Genomic DNA, 15460 nt, shown 5'->3' on the forward strand with positions numbered 1-15460 from the left:
CGGTGGTGAACATGTCGCTCAACTTCGACCACCGGTCGACGGCCGTGGAGTCCGCCGTGAAGAAGATGGTCGACGCGGGGATCCCCACGGTGGTGTCGGCCGGCAACTTCCACGACGACGCCTGCAAGCACTCCCCGGCCGGCGTCCCCGGCACGATCGTCGTGGCAGCCTCCACCTCGAACGACCGCCCGTGGAGCGACACCGGCTCCTACGGGTCGGGCTACGGACGGTGCGTGGACCTGTACGCTCCGGGCCAGAAGGTGACCGCCGCCCTCGCCGGCGGCGGTACCACCACGGACGACGACGGCGCGACGTCCTGGGCCGCGCCGCATGCGACCGGCGTGATCGCGCTGTACCTGTCGGCACACCCCCACGCCACGGCCAACGAGGTCCATGTCTGGCTCGACCACACGGCCACCCGTGGTGTCCTGCGCGGCGTCCGCTCCGACACTCCCAACCGGCTGCTCAACACCGGCGGCCTCTGACCTGCGCACAAGTCGCGCGGCAGCAGCCGCTTCCGGAACGCCGGGGCCGAGTCAGGTGCCGGGTTTGCTGGTCAAGGGCCCGGGCCCTGCGGCTCCGCCGAGGCGCGGCGTGCAAATGACCAGCCCCACCCGCGCCCCGAGCACGACATACATCCGCTGACGAGAGCCGCTGTCACAAGCCCCCCATCACGAGCCTGGCCCACACCTTCATCAGTCGGCCGCGTCCCTCCGTCGTCGGGCCATCAGGGTCCAGGCGGCGCTGGTGAGGCGCCATCACTGGCGTCTCCGTACGGCCGGGCCAGCACGATGCCCAGCTGTTCTGGCGGGATCTGGTCGGCGCGATCCGCGGTGCTCTGAACAAGGCCGCAGAACCGCCGCATGCAACGCCCGGCTTCGACGGCAGCGCCATGGTGGACCGGATACTGGCCGAGAGGGGGAGCGCGAGAACAGGCGCGACTCTTCGCGTCGCGGCGGTCGGCTTCGGCTGGGAGGGCGCTGATGGTGTCGGGCGTGAGGGTGACATTTTCCTGGGCGATCGCGCTGATCGTCCAGCCCTTCTCCAACAGGCGGTGGGTGTCCTCGTAGCGGTGGCGGGTCCGCTCGGTGATCTGGGCGCGGGGCAACTCCGGTATTTGGCGGTTCCATCGGGACCGGCTCCGGACCGTGGGCGGGATCTCTCGGTCGGTCTGTTTGTGCAGGCAGTTGCGGGGTGGCCCGGTCGCGACGGACGTGAGGCTTGGATGCTCGCGACCGCGCCGGGCTGAGTGAATCCCGGCGCGGCCCCTGAGGCGAGTCAGCCGGCTCGCCGGCCAGGAAGTGAGTCGGTGGCTGTCAGCACCTGGAGAGTCCGGTCGGCGGGTCGTGCCGGGTGTTCACGTTGCCGCCCCAGGAGTAGACGTCGTAGTAGACGTGATCCGGGTTGTCGTGGGTGTCGATGACGGTGCCGTAGTACCAGACGTCGGTGTGGTGCTTGCCGTCGTTGTAGTAGTCGCCTCGCTCGTAGCACTGCACGGCGAAGCTGCTGTTGCCCTTGGTGGTGCCGACCAGATGGCTGTTGAGGTGGGGGCCGCCGCGCAGGTTGCTGCCGCCGTCCACGGTCGTTTCGATGCCGTCGGCGGCAGCCACGGCCGGAGTGGCAGCCGCATCCACGGAGCCTGTGGAAGCGAGCAGTCCCGCAGCGATTGCGAGTGCCGCTGTCGCGGAGGACAAGGTGGTGCGAAGACGCATGAAGATCTCCCATCGGGTGTGCTGATGCGTGGAAACGGCGTCCCAAGCCGCGCTGTCGGTGCCGTCAGCCCGGTACGCGGGGGTCGCCAGAGGCGCAAGCGCAGCGCTCGCCGACGGCCCCTGGAAGAGCCGGACCCGACGCGTGGCGAGTTGCAGAGCCTTCAACGCCTGTTCGCGCCGGGCCTCTCGGCACCGGGCGTCCACCCCCGTGGGACGCCCGGCGAGCCGGGTCAGTAGTCCCAGGCGGGGTGGCCGTAGCCCCAGATGAGGTGGCTGGTGCGGGGGTACTTCAGCTGCTTGACCTGGTCGGAGCGGTTGCCTTCGACGGTGTAGACGTAGGTGTCGTCGTAGGACGTCACGATCCCGATGTGGTCCTCGCCCTCGTGACCGTTGAGGTCGAAGAAGATCACGCAGCCTTCGCGCGGCCCGCCGCCGGTGGCGCCGCGGCGGTAGAAGCGGTGGTGGTTCTTGAACCAGGTGAGGTGGTCGGGGACGTACTTGTGCTTGCCGCCGATGGCCCCCAGCTGGCCGACCTCGTGGAAGACCCAGCTGACGAAGACGTCACACCACTCCTGGCCGTCGGCGCCGTACCAGCGGCCGTACTTGGTGTGGTTGGTTCCGCTTTCCCGGTATCCGACCTCCCTCTTGGCGATCCTGGTGACCTTCACCGAGGGCGCGTTCGGATCCATCGGTGTGACGGCTTCGAGGGCGGCCAGTTCGGCCGGCGACACCTCAAGGCCGGGGTCGACCGGCTTGGCCACGTCCACGCGGGCGTCTGTCTGATTGCGGGAGGCGAGAGGATTTTCCTGCGGGGTGATGGACTCGGTCACGATCACTCCTTCGTGCTGTGTTGCGGAACGGCGAGCGATTGCTCACACATGACGGGTGACGGGCCGGACGCAGGGGTGCAGTTGGCGGATGTCGCCTGCCGAGGCGCTGTCCGGCGCCCGCCGAACACAAGGTTCCGGGCCGACTGGTTGTTGCGCAGGCCCCTGTCGCAGCATGAAACAAACACCGGAAGGCGAGTCGGTGGGGTGTCCCGTGTCCCGTGTCCGGTGATCTGGTTTCGGGTGGACGCCGGATTCACTTCTGGCTCAGACAGAAGGCTTCCTCGTACGCGGCTCAGGACGGGCCGGCGTGAGCGGGCGCGTCATGGTAAGTGCGTCGTGTGAGCCGACCGGCCCTCGTCCCGGCGTCGGGAGCGCGGGGCGAGGGCACGGCGAGGTGTGGGAAGGCCCGTCAGGCACGGCACGGCTGCGCGTAGGAAAGTTCCCGTATGTAGTCCCGCCATTGCGCCGGGGTGAGCAGACCGGCGGTGTCGGAGCAGATCCGCCGGATCGCCTGGCCGAGCCCGAGGGGCGTGAACTTTATCGTGCCGTCCGGTCCCGCTGTGGCCAGGAGCTGCCCGTCCGGGCGGTACGCGGCCGTCTCTATCGCTTCGGTGTGCCCTGCGGTGAGCGCTTTGCCCCAGGGAGCCGGTCGAGCAGGGTCGGTCAGGTCCCACAGCAGGACGCTCCGGTCCTCGCCGGCGGAGGCCAGCGTGTGGCCGTCCGCGCTGAAGCCCACCCAGGTCACCCGGCCGGTGTGACCGGTCAGTGATCGGGCGATGGCCGAGGCGTGCGCGGGGGCGCTGACGTTCCACAGGCGCACGTCGTGGCCGACGCCGGCGGTGGCCAGCAGCCGTCCGTCAGGGCTGAAGGCACCCCACAAGGTGCCGCCCGTGTCGCCTGTGCGGATGTCCGGCAGGGGCCTGGGACGGACCGGGTCACGGATGTCCCACAGGCGGACCTTGTCGTCCTCGCTCGTACTCGCCAGGGTATGGCCGTCCGGGCTGACGCCCGCCCAGTGGACAAAGCTGATGTGGCCGGTCAGCGGGTCGCCCAGGGCGGCGGGGCGTGTGGGGTCGGTGACGTTCCACAGCCGGAGGCTGTACTTGGGGCCGCCTGTGATCAGTACATGCCCGTCGGGAGTGAAGGCCAGTACGCCATCGGCCTGGTCGGCGCCGCCGGTGCGGATCAGGCCGACCTGCCGGGGGCGGCCCGGGTCGGAGACGTCCCACAGCCGCACGGTGCCGTCACCGTCGGCGCTCGCCAGCAACCGGCCCCGCGGCTGGAACACCACCCGGATGGCCAGGTGCTGACCCGGCAGCTCGCTCAGCTGTCTGCCGTGCTCCGGTTCGCGGACGTCCCACAGCCGTACCCTTCCGGCGCTCGCGCCGGCCAACATCCGGCCGTCCCGGCTGAACGCGATGCCGGTGACGCTGCCGAGATGGCCGGCCAGGACGGCGCGCGGCAGATGCCACAGGCGTACGGTGTGGTCGTCGCTCGCGCTGGCCAGCGACCGTCCGTCCGGGCTGAACGCCAGCCAGTTGATGAATCCGGCGTGGCCGATCAACGGCTGCCCGAGGGCGGCCGGATGCCGCGGGTCGGATACGTCCCACAGCCGGATGGTGTGGTCCGCGCCGGCAGTGGCAAGTGTCCGGCCGTCCGGTGCGAACGCCACCGCGAGCAGGGTGTCGGTGTGACCGGTCAGCGGCTGGCCCAGCGGCTTGGCGTGCGCCGGGTCGGACATGTCCCAGAGCCGTACCTTGTGGTCGTTGCCCACGCTGGCCATGAGCTTGCTGTCCCGGCGGAAAGCGACCGCGTAGACGACGTCCGGGTTGCTCAGCGGCTTCCGCCACAGCTGCGGATGGGTCGGGTCGGTGACATTCCAGAGGCGGATCATGTGATCGTGGCCGGGGGCCGCCACCGTCCGGCCGTCCGGGCTGAAAGCGGCCGAGGCGACGGCGTCGGCGGTCCCGGTGAGCGGATGGCCCAGTGCCGTGGCGTGCGCCGGGTCGGAGACGTTCCACAGCCGCACGGTGCGGTCTTGGCTTGCGGTGGCCAGGGTGCGCCCGTCGCGGCTGAACGACACGGAGAAGACAAAGTCTCGGTGACCGGTCAGCGGCCTGCCGAGCGCCCTCGGGTGCAGCGGGTCACGGACGTCCCACAGTCGTGCCGTACGGTCCCGGCTCGCGCTGGCCAGGGTGTGGCCGTCCGGGGAGAACGCCACCGCGTACACCGCCTGGGAATGGCCGGACAGTACGGAGGACAGCGCGATGTTCTGCGTGTCCAGCAGGCCCACGGCGGCTTCACGGTCCGACCGCAGCCGGTGCGCCGCCACATACATCCGCGCCGCCAGCGACGGATCGGTCGCATTCAGCTGGCCCGCCTCGGCCACCACCTGCTCGGCCACCGCGCGGTCACGGCCGGCGCGGGCCAATGAGCGCTGCTGGAAGGCGACGACGGCGGCTGTCGACGCGACCAGCAGCAGGGCGGACACCGCGGCCAGCAGCGCCCGGATACGCCGGGCGGTGCGGGCCGCCGCCCGCCATTCCTGCTCGCGGGCGGCGATGCTGGCGTCGAGGAACGCGGCCTCGGCCGGGGTGAGTTCCGCGCGAAACCCGGTGAGGCACTCCTCGGCCGTGGCGAGGCGGGTGCCGCGGTACAGGGCCCCGGTGTCCTGGTTGAGCGCGTTCCAGGCGCGGGCGGCCTCGGTGAGCTGGCGGTGGACCCGGAGACGTTCGCGGGCGCCGTCGATCCAGGACTGCAGTCGCGGCCATGCGGTGATCAATGCTTCGTGCGCCAGGTGCACCATGTCGCCGTCGAGTGTGACGAGCCGTGCGCGGGCCAGGTGTTCCAGCACCGAGGCCGTGTCGGTGGGCCGGCCGTTGGCGCTCAGCGCCCGCAGTTCGGCGTGCTCGGCGGGATGGCTGGTGTCCTGAGCCCCTTCACCAGGCGTGATCAGCCGTAGCAGCATACGCCGGGCGACCTCGGCCTGCTCGGGCGAGAGGCGGGTGTACAGCTCTTCGGCGGTGTGGGTGAGGGCGCCGTGGACACCGCCTGCAGCCTCGTAGGCGGCCAGCGTGAGCGTACGGCCTTTGCGGCGGCGCCAGGTCTCCAGCAGAGCGTGGGACATGAGCGGCAGTCCGCCGGGTTCCTCGGCGATGTCCTCGACGATCCTTGCCGTCAACGTGCGCTCGACGATCAGCCCTGCGGCCGCGGCGGGTTTGACGATCGCGTCGCGCAGTTCGGCCGGTCCCATGGGGCCGAGAAGGAAGGTGGCGTCGGTGAGGGCGGCGGCGAGCGGGCGATGGTCGGCGCAGCGGCTGAGGAAGTCCGCCCGTACCGCGATCACCACCCGCAGCCTGCTCTCCGGTTCCACCGCGCTCACCAGCAGGTCGAGGAATGCCGCGCGCTCGGCCGGGTCCGAGCACAGGGTGAAGAGCTCCTCGAACTGGTCGACCACGACCACCGTGTCGCCGGCTTCCTGACTCGCCGTCAACGCGTCGGAGTGGGTGGACGCTGGGCGCGGACCCGGGGTGAGGATCCGCAGTGCTGCCAGTTGGCACCCCGGTGACTGCTGGGTTTGGAGGGACGGGAGGAGCCCCGCGCGCAGGAGGGAGGACTTGCCGCTGCCGGACGCGCCCACCACCGCGACCATGCGGCAGGCCTCCACTCGCTTGGTCAGTTGGGCCACGAGTTGGTCGCGCCCGAAGAACAGATGCCGATCGCTGGGTTCGAAGCGGGTCAGTCCTCGGTACGGGGCGTCCGTGTCATCGGCATCGTCCGGATTGACGGCCACTTCCCGGGCCACCGCGTGCCAGCGCGGCTCCCACTCCTCGGGGCCCGCACCGCATGCCCGCACATAGGCCAGTACCACCTCCAGCGACGGCAGCTGGCTGCCTGCGGCCGCCCTCGACAAGGTGGCGACCGAATAGCCCGTCTGCTGCGCCATGGCGCGGTAGGTCAGGCCTCCGGCCTCCTGGCGCAGCTTTCGTAAGTCGAGCGCGAAGCGCTGGACCGGCCCGGCCGCCGGATCCAGCGGTCCCTCACGACGCCCCATCCCGTCCCCCATGGTCAACGCGAACAGCGAGGGACAACAGTCGCACCGTCTTCCTCAACGTCGCATCCCTGAACGGCATGTTCCAGCCGATCGGCGCCTACGGCCGGCCTGCCGCGACGTTTGTTGCACTCGGCGACGCGGAGGTGCGCAACAACGGCCCGGCCCAGAAGCATGTGACGGGACGGCAGCCGGCAGGTCGACGCCGGGTGCTGCCCTTACCTGGCCCGGGCCGTGGCCACTTCCACCGCTCACAACGGGACCGTAGTCCGCGGCGCGCGGACGGGGCAGGCGAACGGCGTCGCCGTGGAGGCGAGGCTCGTGGCCAGAGGCGTAGTTGCGGACGAGCGAAAGGAATCCACGAATGACACTTCTTCTACGAACTCCTCGACATTTTCAGGGGATTTCCCGATACATCAGACGTGGTGTGCGGGCAGGGGCACTCAGCGCGCTGAGCACGGTGACCGTCACGGCGGCACTGTTTGTTGCCCCGGTCGCGGCATCGGCGACGGCCCAGGAAACGCGGCCGCGGCAGGCCACGGATGCTGCCGTGCGAGGTCTCGACGTCAGCGCGCACCAGGAGAGCGTGGACTGGTCCGCGGTGGCCACCGACGGAGCCTCCTTCGCCTACGTCAAGGCGACCGAGGGCACCTCCTACATCAGTTCCCGCTTCTCCCAGCAGTACGACGGTGCAGCGGCGGTCGGCCTGATCCGCGGCGCCTACCACTTCGCCAGGCCGGACAAGTCCTCCGGCAGCGCCCAGGCCGACTACTTCGTCGACCACGGAGGCGCCTGGCGGCCCGATGGCAGGACCCTGCCCGGCGTCCTCGACGTGGAGGCCACGCCGGGCCTGCCCGCCTGTTACGGGGTCGGCCCCGCTGCGACGGTCCGCTGGATCGCCTCGTTCGACGACGAGTACCGACGCCGCACGGGCCGCCATCCGGTGATCAACACGAACGCGTCGTGGTGGTCGCAGTGCACCGGCAATTCCACTGCCTTCGCCGCCACCAATCTGCTCTGGGTCGGCAGTTACACCGGCACTCCGCACCCCCTGCCCAACGGCTGGTCCACCTACGCCTTCTGGCAGACATCCGACTCCGGCGCGTTTCCCGGTGACCAGGACGTGTTCAACGGCACCGAGCAGGACCTGCGGAGCCTCGCCGCCAATGGCACCTACACGCCACCCCCGCCGCCACCGGCCGGCGCGTGGCCGGTCGTCCAGCAGGGCTACAGCGGCCGTCAGGTGACCACCATCCAGTACCTGCTCAATGCCCATGGCGCGGCGCTGTCCATCGACGGCTCCTTCGGAGCGGCCACCCATGAGGCCGTGGTCGCCTTCCAGACCCGCAACCAGCTCACCCCCGACGGCATCGTCGGCGCCAAGACCTGGCAAGCCCTCATCACCACCGTCAAAGAAGGCGACCACGGCCCGGCCGTCAGCGCGGTGCAGGCCGAACTGAAAGCCCATGGCGCGGCGCTGTCGATCGACGGCTCCTTCGGAGCGGCCACGCATGAGGCCGTGGTCGCCTTCCAGACCCGCAACCACCTGACTCCGGACGGCATCGCCGGCCCCAACACGTGGCTGGCGCTGGTCAACTGACCCCCGACTCGTAGTCGACGAATCCTGCCTCTGGGCCGCAGGCACTCGTTCAGCAGTGCATGCCTATACCGAGCCCTATTACCCCCCCCGGCGCGATCGACGGGCAGTTGGGCCCCATGAGCGGGAAGGCGACCCAGAGGTTCTTCAACTACTGGGGCTTCTACGTCGGCGACAAGCTCACGGTGGACGGGTCGTCGGGCGCGAAACAATCAAGGCGCTGCAGAACTTCCTGGGCGTCGACATCGACGGGGTCGCCGGATCGGAAACGAAGTCCGCTTTTGCGGACTTCAATGACACGAACCGGTGTTAGGCCGAGCCGCCGCACCCGACCGGCCGGACAGCCTGCTGGCTGTCCGGCCGGGCGGGCACCTTATGCCGGGTGATGTCATGCCGGGCTGTCTCGCGAGTCAAGCCAAACGCTCTCAGCGGTATCGGCTGTAGTGGCCAGAGGCGCGGAACCGGCCATACCGGATAGTGCGCATCCGGTGTTATTGATGTGCCCATGCCCAAGCCTTAGCGTGTGCGGGGCGCTGCCGGTTACTGCTGATATCACGGCTTCCGGCCCGGCGCCCATGTCATGCCTGCCCCTCGGGCAGGCGGTCACTGTCGGTGGGAGGAATGATGAGCCTGCGCACTGCCCTCAGCACCCGCACTGCCAGGTCGGCGGCAACGGTGCTCGCTACGGCGACGCTGCTGTTGACCGGCACAACGGCAGCGCACGCCGCCGCACCGAAGCCAAAGGGGCCAGCCATCGCCGAAGGCACGATCTACTACTACGCTCTCAAGAATCAGAACACTGGCCGCTGCGTGGACGACTCCTGGGACTACGGCCTGCGCGCGTTCACGTGTAACGGGCTCAATTATCAGAACTTCAACTGGTACTACCAGTCTGACGGCACTTGGGTCCTCCAGAACCAGAACACCGGGCGCTGTATCGACGACAGCTTCGATTACGGCCTGCGCGCCTTCGGTTGCAACTATCAGTCGTACCAACGGTGGACCATTACCTATCAGTCCGACGGGACGAAGACGCTCAGGAATCAGAACACCGGCCGCGTGATCGACGACAGCGTCGACTATGGTCTTCGCTCGTTCGGATACAACGGGCTGTCGTACCAGCGGTTCACGTTTGTCGGCTGACACATCAGCCGGCTGTTGGCCGCGGCCGACGCCGGCGAGAGCAGGCTGAAACCGAATAGCAGTCATGCGCTGTCCCGATGGGGGCGGCCCGATCGCGAAACTGCGGGCCCAGCAGGAGCAAGTGCGGTTTGAGACTGCCGAGTTATCTGCGCAGAGGACGTCGCCGCCGCAGGTCGCGAGGCGATTACGGGTCTCGTCGAAGTCGCAGGCCGCAGCGCGACAGCCGGGCGGCACACACCGCCTGACTCCGCTGGACGTCCCGACCGGCCACCCTTGCCCTGGCGGCCTGCGACCTGGCCCCCGCCCGAGTGGTCACCGAACTGTGTGGACAGGTGGAAGCCGGACCGGCCCGAGCGCAGTGGGCAACCGTCGTCAACGGCGTCCGATACCGGCGGAGTTGCTGCGTCGGCTGTACTGATCAGCTGCGTACCCCCTTCTCGAGGGGTACGCAGCTGTCCTGTTTTGACGGAGTGAGCGGCGAGGGTGGCGGGTGTGTGACGGTGATGGGGGAGCCGGGGCAGGAGGCGAGGCGTTCGCCGAGCGCGGTGTGCTCGGCGGGGCCGATGGTCAGCTGGTAGCGCATCTCGTCGGCGACCCGGTTGGTGACGTACGTGCACCAGTGGCCGGCATACGGTGGCAGCCGGGCTGACTGACCCTCAGGAGCGGGCCATCCTGGTTTGCTGCGGACGGGCGGGCTCCAGTCTTAGACCTGGGCGGTGCTTTCGGCTTGGGTCTTGTCGGCCCGGGCCCGTGGCTTGGGGCCTCCGGGCAGGAGCAGGCAGAGCGGTACGGCGATGGCGGTGAAGGCGACCGACCACAAGAAGGCGTCGCCGAAGCCGTCGCCCAGGGCGCCCGGGGTGCGGGCGTCGCCGGTGGTGTGCTGGAGGACGACGGCGAGGACGGCGGTGCCCGCCGAGCCGCCGATCTGCTGTGCGACCCGGGAGATGATGCTGGCGTCGGGGACCTCCTTGTGTTCCAGGCCGATGTAGGCGGCGCCGGTGAGCGGGATCACGGCGGCGCCCATGCCGATGCCGCGCACGAGGAGTGCGGCCATGAGCAGTACCTTGCTGGTGTCGGCGGTGGCGAAGGCGAACGGCACGGTGGCCGCGGCGACGAGAGCGAATCCGGCGAAGGCGACCCACCGGGGGCCGATGCGGTCGGTGTAGTTGCCGGCCCGGGTGCGCGCGATGAGTGCGCCGACGCCCTGCGGGATGAGGAGCAGTCCGGCGCCGAGTGCGTCCTCGCCGCGGACCTGCTGCCAGTACAGCGGAAGCAGCAGCATCGCGCCGTACAAAGTGATGCCGGCCAGGAAGCCCAGGGCGGCGGAGGAGGCGAGCGCGCGGTGGCGGAAGAGCCGCAGGTTGACCAGTGCGCCGGGGCGCGGCAGTGCCCAGACGGTGAAGCCGCCGACCAGGGCGATACCGCCGGTCAGCGGCCCGAGCACCTCGGCGCTGGTGAATCCCGTGCTGCTCTCGACCTGGGACAGTCCGTAGATGACGGCGGTAATCCCGGGGGAGAGCAGGAGCAGGCCGACGATGTCCAGGCGGGCGCGGAGACGGTCGGGTCCGGGACGGTCGTCGGGCAGGTTGCGCCGGGCGAGCCAGGCGCCGACTGCGCAGAAGGGGATGTTGACGAAGAAGATCCAGCGCCAGTCGGCCAGGCTCAGGATGACGCCGCCCAGGACCGGGCCGAGGATGGGGCCGAGCGCCGTGGGCAGGGTGACGGTGGCCATGACCTTGCCGATGTTGCGGCCCTTGGCGGCCTGAATGACCAGCGTGGCCATGAGAGGCATCATGATGCCGCCGCCGATGCCCTGGACGACGCGGAAGACGATGAGGCTGGTCGCGTTCCACGCCAGTGCGCACAGGACCGAGCCGACCAGGAATATGCCCAGCGAGGCGATCCACAGGTGTTTGCCGCCGAGCCGGGACTGGGCCCATCCGGCGAGCGGGATGGTGACGAACACGGCCAGCAGATAGCCGGTGCTCACCCACTGGATCGTGGACAGCGGAGCGCCCAGTTCCTTGGCCAGGTCGTTGAGGGCGACGGTGACGATGGTGGTGTCGAAGACGACGGCGAGTGCACCGACGATGATGGTGAACGCCATGCGCCAGACAGCAGGATCGATGCGGTCGGGGTCCGGCGCCGCAGGCGCGGTGCGGAGCCGGTGGGGAGTGCTCATGAACAGCCCCTAAGATATAGAGTCGTATCTTACGGCGCCAGAGTAGGGCGCTAAAGTAAGATAGGCAAGTCTATCTAATGGGGGGGTGTGGATGCCTGAGCGGCGCCGCGGAGCGGCACTGGAGAAGGCGCTTCTCGATGCGGCCTGGGAAGAACTCACGGCCAACGGCTATGCCAAGTTCACGATGGACGCCGTCGTCCAGCGCGCCGGCACCAGCCCACCCGTGCTCTACCGTCGCTGGTCCGACCGCGACGAGCTGGTCCGGGCGGCCATCGCCCACGTCCTGGAGCAGTCCCGAGTCGACATCCCCGACACCGGGAGCCTGCGCGAGGACGTGCTCACCCTCATGCGGACGATCAACGCCACCCGCGTCCAGGTCGTCACCCTCATGAGCGTTCACCTGGCCGCCTACTACCAGGAGACAGGTACCAGCCCCAGCGACATCCTCGCCCCAGGGCGCGAGAAAACCGCCGACCTGATCTTCGACCGCGCCGTCGGCCGTGGCGAGATCAAACCGGAGCACCTCAGCGAACGCGTCAAGTCCCTCCCGTTCGACCTGCTGCGCCACGAGATCCTCGTGACCTTCGCCCCCGTGCCCGACCGGGTCCTCGAAGAGATCGTCGACACGGTCTTCCTCCCCCTCGTGCGCTGACGGCGGCACCTCTCGCGAACGGTCCTGTGTGAGGGAAGGCTGACAAACAGGCGGCGTTGAGGTCCCACCAGGCCCGGTCGGCGTCCGGGTGCGCCCGTCGTCGGGCGGGGTCCGGTGTGGGTGGGGGCGGCGTCCGGGGCGCTCCGGCGCCGTGGCCGGTGGCGGGCGGCCTGGCGGCTGCGGATTCCGGCTTCGGCGGCGGCGATGTCGTAGGCGGTGTAGCGGTTGCGGGTCAGGGCGCGGCTACGTCCAACTCCTGGACGGCGTCCACCAGCTGATCAAGGTGCCCCGATCGTGCCGCTCAACACCGGCTTCTCCCACCGGACGCGCCTGCGCCCCCTTCGGCCAGGTCCGGTCCGCGCGCCGGCGCGGTTGCACTGCCCCGGCATGCCCGATCAGCCTTTCCGGTCAGCCGCCACCGACAGCCGACGGTCCCACCCTGGTCGACGACAGCTTTCTGCCACCAGAGGTCGAACCGCCCAATTCCGCTGAATCGAGAGCATCTGATTCGGTATTCAAGCAACGAACACCAAATACGGTCCGCCGACTGGCCTGCGCTGGATGGGCCCCTTCGCATGCTGAACTTCCCATTCCGGGGCCGCGTCCGAGCGCCGCCGCCTCAGCGAACGGGGCGGTCGGCCAGCTGTGCCACCGCTCCCGCGACCGCCCGGATGACGTCTGCAGCAAAGTCCAGGTCCAGCGTCGCGAGAGTGTCGGTCGCCTTGTGATAGTGGGGATTGCGCAGATTGGCGGTATCAGTGACGAGCAGTCCCCGCCGACCGCTGCGCCAGTACGGCAAGTGGTCGCTGCGCGCCGCGTCCCGGAGCAGGCCCCCGAGCCGCTTGATCGGATAGGTCCGCAACCCCGGAACGTACTGTCGGGCGCTGCGCTGCACCGCATTGGCGAACGGCAGTGAACGCAGGTCGGCGATGACGGCGATGAAGTCACCGGTCGTCGGCGGAGAGAACACCCCCGGGATGCGCAGCGGGCTGCGCTGCGCCCCGGGGCGCGCGTCCCGGAAGCCGATCATCTCCAGCACGATCAGGCCCTCCACCGCCTCGCCGTCGGCCTCGATCCGGGCGACGTGCTCGCGGCTTCCCGCCATCCATTCCTCTTCCTCGCCGAAGAGGCAGAACCGGACCCCGCGCCGGTACTGGCCCATGGCGTGCAGCGCGCGGGCAGTTGCGAGCACGCCGGCGACGCCGCTCGCGTTGTCGTCCGCACCGGGGCTGCCCTCCACGGAGTCCCAATGGGCGCCGACCTCCACCAACGGCGCGGCGCTGTTGCGGCCGGGCAACGTGGCGAGCAGGTTGACCTGGTGCGGTGCTTCGCCGTACTGCTGCGGCACCACCTGGTAGCCGTACCCGGACAACTCGTCGTGAAGGTAGCGGAGGGTGTGCCGGACGTTCTTCTCGTCCTCGCGCCAGCGTGGCCCCTCGGCCGTGAGCGCGGTCAGGTGTCGCTCCACTTCTGCGGGGGTGATACCGGACAGGGCTGCCGCGAGCCGCGGATCATGGGCCGGTCGGACGGTCAGTTCGCCGAGGGTGTCGGCGATGTGGCGGCGGATCTCGCTCCAGCCGGGCAGGTACTCGCGCAGCCGACGACGCTTCACGCGGTACCTCCGGCGGCGGCAATGTCCTCGCGCCCGTCGGCCATGGCCTCCTCGGCCCCGGCGGTGGACCGCTTCGCCTGTGCCCGGGCCGCGAGCGGTACCACGGCAAGTCCGGACAGCAGGAACACGGCCGCGATGGCCAGCCAGCCGGGTGCTCCCTCGCCGACGCCGAGGGTAGCGGTCGCGGCAGGTCCGACGGTCTCGGCAAAGGCCATGCCGAGTGCGTAGACCCCGAGGTACTCGCCGCGCGCGTGGTCCGGGGCAAGACCGTAGGAAATGCCCCAACTTCCGGCCATCGCCAGCAGTTCACCGGCGGTCAGCAGCAGTACCGCCACCACCAGCAGGACAATCGCCGGGGCGGGTGTGTGCACCGCTGCCGCGGCGGCGATGCCCACGCACGACAGCGCCAGGAAAACGCCTGCCCGGCGCTGAGCGCGGGCGCCACCCTCCACCGTGTCGGCGCCACGGCTGAGCCGGACCTGGAAGACCACGACCAACAGGGTGTTGACGGTGACGAAGAGTCCGGCCAGAGCCTTCGGGATGCCGTGTCCCGAGACGATCATCAGCGGCAGTGCCAGCGTGAGGATGATGCCGTTGATGCCGAGCAGGCCGTTCAGCAGGGTGAGAAGGACGAACGGAACGTCCTTGAGGGCCGGCTTCTTGGACACCCCGGCGGGGCGCGGGCGCGGCGGCAGGGGCGGCAACGGGATCAGCGTGAGGGCGGCCAGCAGATAGGAGACGGCGTTGCCGAGGATCACCAACTCGCACGCGAGGTGGGAGCCGTCGGCCAGCGCCCAGGCTGCGAGAGCGGAACCGCCCGCGAAGCCGCCGTTGAACACCGAACGGAGGTAGGCACGCCCGGGCACCAATCGGTCCGGTTCCAGTACGCCGCCGGTCAGGGCGGCCCGGACGGTGCTGGCGGCCCGGATCGCCAGCGAGGTCGCGCACGCCACGAGCACAAAGGCGAGGAAGGAGTGCACCAGCGGATAGAGACAGAAGAGCAGGGACTCCACCACGTGCACCAGGATGAGCAGTCGGCGGGTGTCCATGCGGTCCGCCAGCCATCCTGTGGGCACCGAGGCGCCTAGCGTGACCAAGCCGGCGAGGGAGAACCCGGCACCGACCTGTGTGGCCGTCAGCCCGACCACGTGCACGAAGAACGCTACGCCGCCGGTGAGGAACAGTCCCGTCCCGAGAGAGTCGACGAGGTAGTTGGCGGCCAGGGGCCGTACCGCTCCGGGGGCGGGTAGCAAGGAGGCGAACGACGGCATGGTGGGGCGTCCTTCCAGAGGGGAGTGCACGGCTCGGGGATCTCCCGGTTCCGGCGACCGTCGGGCGGCCCGAGGGGCGGCGTACCGCGGTATGGCGGGCAGCGCTCTCGGAAGCGGCATCAACGATCTCGGTGGGCGGAATCGCAAAGAATATGACCGAGCTCGCGCTCCCCCCGAATGGCCGAGTCTAGGGGCGCCAATTTGCGAGGGTCAAGATCCGTTGGGCGGGCGGCAGTTCGGCCTAGTTGATGCGGACGTATGGCTTCCAGTACTTGGTGGGCGATATCCGTTTTGGATGGGTGCCCGTCGCGGCCCCGAGGGGGTTCGAATCACTTTCATAAGGATTTCTTACCTGTGTCGACCGTGTGGGAAGTCGGGCCTTCCTTGCTGTCGTGCAATTGTGTACCGTC

The 15460-nt window shown here is 69.5% G+C and carries 11 protein-coding genes; 4 read left to right on the top strand and 7 right to left on the bottom strand.

The features are described from left to right. Nucleotides 1–485, top strand: a 485-nt coding sequence (locus Q8A52_RS47655) for a S8 family serine peptidase (RefSeq protein WP_316764816.1), incomplete at its 5' end; no start/stop codon positions are given. Nucleotides 486–727: 242 nt separating this feature from the next. Here the strand turns inward: Q8A52_RS47655 and Q8A52_RS47660 are convergent. The 4 genes from Q8A52_RS47660 to Q8A52_RS47675 form a co-directional block, all read right to left on the bottom strand. Further along, nucleotides 728–1108 carry a hypothetical protein gene (locus tag Q8A52_RS47660; RefSeq protein ID WP_316764818.1) on the bottom strand — a complete coding sequence of 127 codons (381 nt, stop codon included), beginning with the start codon at nucleotides 1106–1108 and terminating at the stop codon, nucleotides 728–730. A 208-nt stretch (nucleotides 1109–1316) separates the two neighbouring features. Beyond that, on the bottom strand, nucleotides 1317–1610 hold the full coding sequence (locus Q8A52_RS47665) for a hypothetical protein (RefSeq protein WP_316764821.1): 294 nt from the start codon (nucleotides 1608–1610) through the stop codon (nucleotides 1317–1319). A gap of 332 nt (nucleotides 1611–1942) precedes the next feature. Continuing rightward, nucleotides 1943–2542, bottom strand: a complete 600-nt coding sequence (locus tag Q8A52_RS47670; RefSeq protein WP_316764822.1) for a CHAP domain-containing protein — start codon at nucleotides 2540–2542, stop codon at nucleotides 1943–1945. Between the two features lie 409 nt (nucleotides 2543–2951). Continuing rightward, nucleotides 2952–6596 carry an nSTAND1 domain-containing NTPase gene (locus tag Q8A52_RS47675; RefSeq protein WP_316764825.1) on the bottom strand — a complete coding sequence of 1215 codons (3645 nt, stop codon included), beginning with the start codon at nucleotides 6594–6596 and terminating at the stop codon, nucleotides 2952–2954. A gap of 547 nt (nucleotides 6597–7143) precedes the next feature. On the opposite strand from Q8A52_RS47675, the gene Q8A52_RS47680 reads away from it, so the two are divergent. Then, complete coding sequence (locus Q8A52_RS47680) at nucleotides 7144–8193, top strand: GH25 family lysozyme (RefSeq protein WP_316764828.1); 1050 nt, start codon at nucleotides 7144–7146, stop codon at nucleotides 8191–8193. Nucleotides 8194–8814: 621 nt separating this feature from the next. Next, complete coding sequence (locus tag Q8A52_RS47685; protein WP_316764830.1) at nucleotides 8815–9333, top strand: RICIN domain-containing protein; 519 nt, start codon at nucleotides 8815–8817, stop codon at nucleotides 9331–9333. 703 nt (nucleotides 9334–10036) lie between these two features. Here Q8A52_RS47685 and Q8A52_RS47690 read toward each other — a convergent pair. Then, the gene (locus tag Q8A52_RS47690; RefSeq protein WP_316764833.1) at nucleotides 10037–11515 is read right to left on the bottom strand and encodes an MDR family MFS transporter; all 1479 of its coding nucleotides are present in this window, start codon (nucleotides 11513–11515) and stop codon (nucleotides 10037–10039) included. Between the two features lie 91 nt (nucleotides 11516–11606). On the opposite strand from Q8A52_RS47690, the gene Q8A52_RS47695 reads away from it, so the two are divergent. Further along, nucleotides 11607–12167, top strand: coding sequence for a TetR/AcrR family transcriptional regulator (locus Q8A52_RS47695; RefSeq protein WP_316764836.1), 561 nt, complete (start codon nucleotides 11607–11609; stop codon nucleotides 12165–12167). Nucleotides 12168–12786: 619 nt separating this feature from the next. Here the strand turns inward: Q8A52_RS47695 and Q8A52_RS47700 are convergent. Together Q8A52_RS47700 and Q8A52_RS47705 are read right to left on the bottom strand one after the other, a co-directional pair. Beyond that, nucleotides 12787–13779: a M20/M25/M40 family metallo-hydrolase gene (locus tag Q8A52_RS47700; protein WP_316764839.1), complete on the bottom strand. Its 993-nt coding sequence runs from the start codon at nucleotides 13777–13779 to the stop codon at nucleotides 12787–12789. Next, nucleotides 13776–15050, bottom strand: a complete 1275-nt coding sequence (locus Q8A52_RS47705) for an MFS transporter (protein WP_316764842.1) — start codon at nucleotides 15048–15050, stop codon at nucleotides 13776–13778. Before Q8A52_RS47705 ends, Q8A52_RS47700 begins: the two co-directional genes overlap by 4 nt. Nucleotides 15051–15460: the final 410 nt, after the last annotated feature.

This window comes from Streptomyces herbicida (assembly GCF_032656585.1).
Classification (GTDB): Bacteria; Actinomycetota; Actinomycetes; order Streptomycetales; family Streptomycetaceae; genus Streptomyces; species Streptomyces herbicida.

What these genes read in the sequence shown, in the direction of transcription:
- Q8A52_RS47705 (WP_316764842.1), bottom strand. Translation starts at nt 15,050, where the DNA reads ATGCCGTCGTTCGCCTCCTTGCTACCCGCCCCCGGAGCGGTACGGCCC.
- Q8A52_RS47690 (WP_316764833.1), bottom strand. Translation starts at nt 11,515, where the DNA reads ATGAGCACTCCCCACCGGCTCCGCACCGCGCCTGCGGCGCCGGACCCC.
- Q8A52_RS47695 (WP_316764836.1), top strand. Translation starts at nt 11,607, where the DNA reads ATGCCTGAGCGGCGCCGCGGAGCGGCACTGGAGAAGGCGCTTCTCGAT.
- Q8A52_RS47675 (WP_316764825.1), bottom strand. Translation starts at nt 6,596, where the DNA reads ATGGGGCGTCGTGAGGGACCGCTGGATCCGGCGGCCGGGCCGGTCCAG.
- Q8A52_RS47685 (WP_316764830.1), top strand. Translation starts at nt 8,815, where the DNA reads ATGAGCCTGCGCACTGCCCTCAGCACCCGCACTGCCAGGTCGGCGGCA.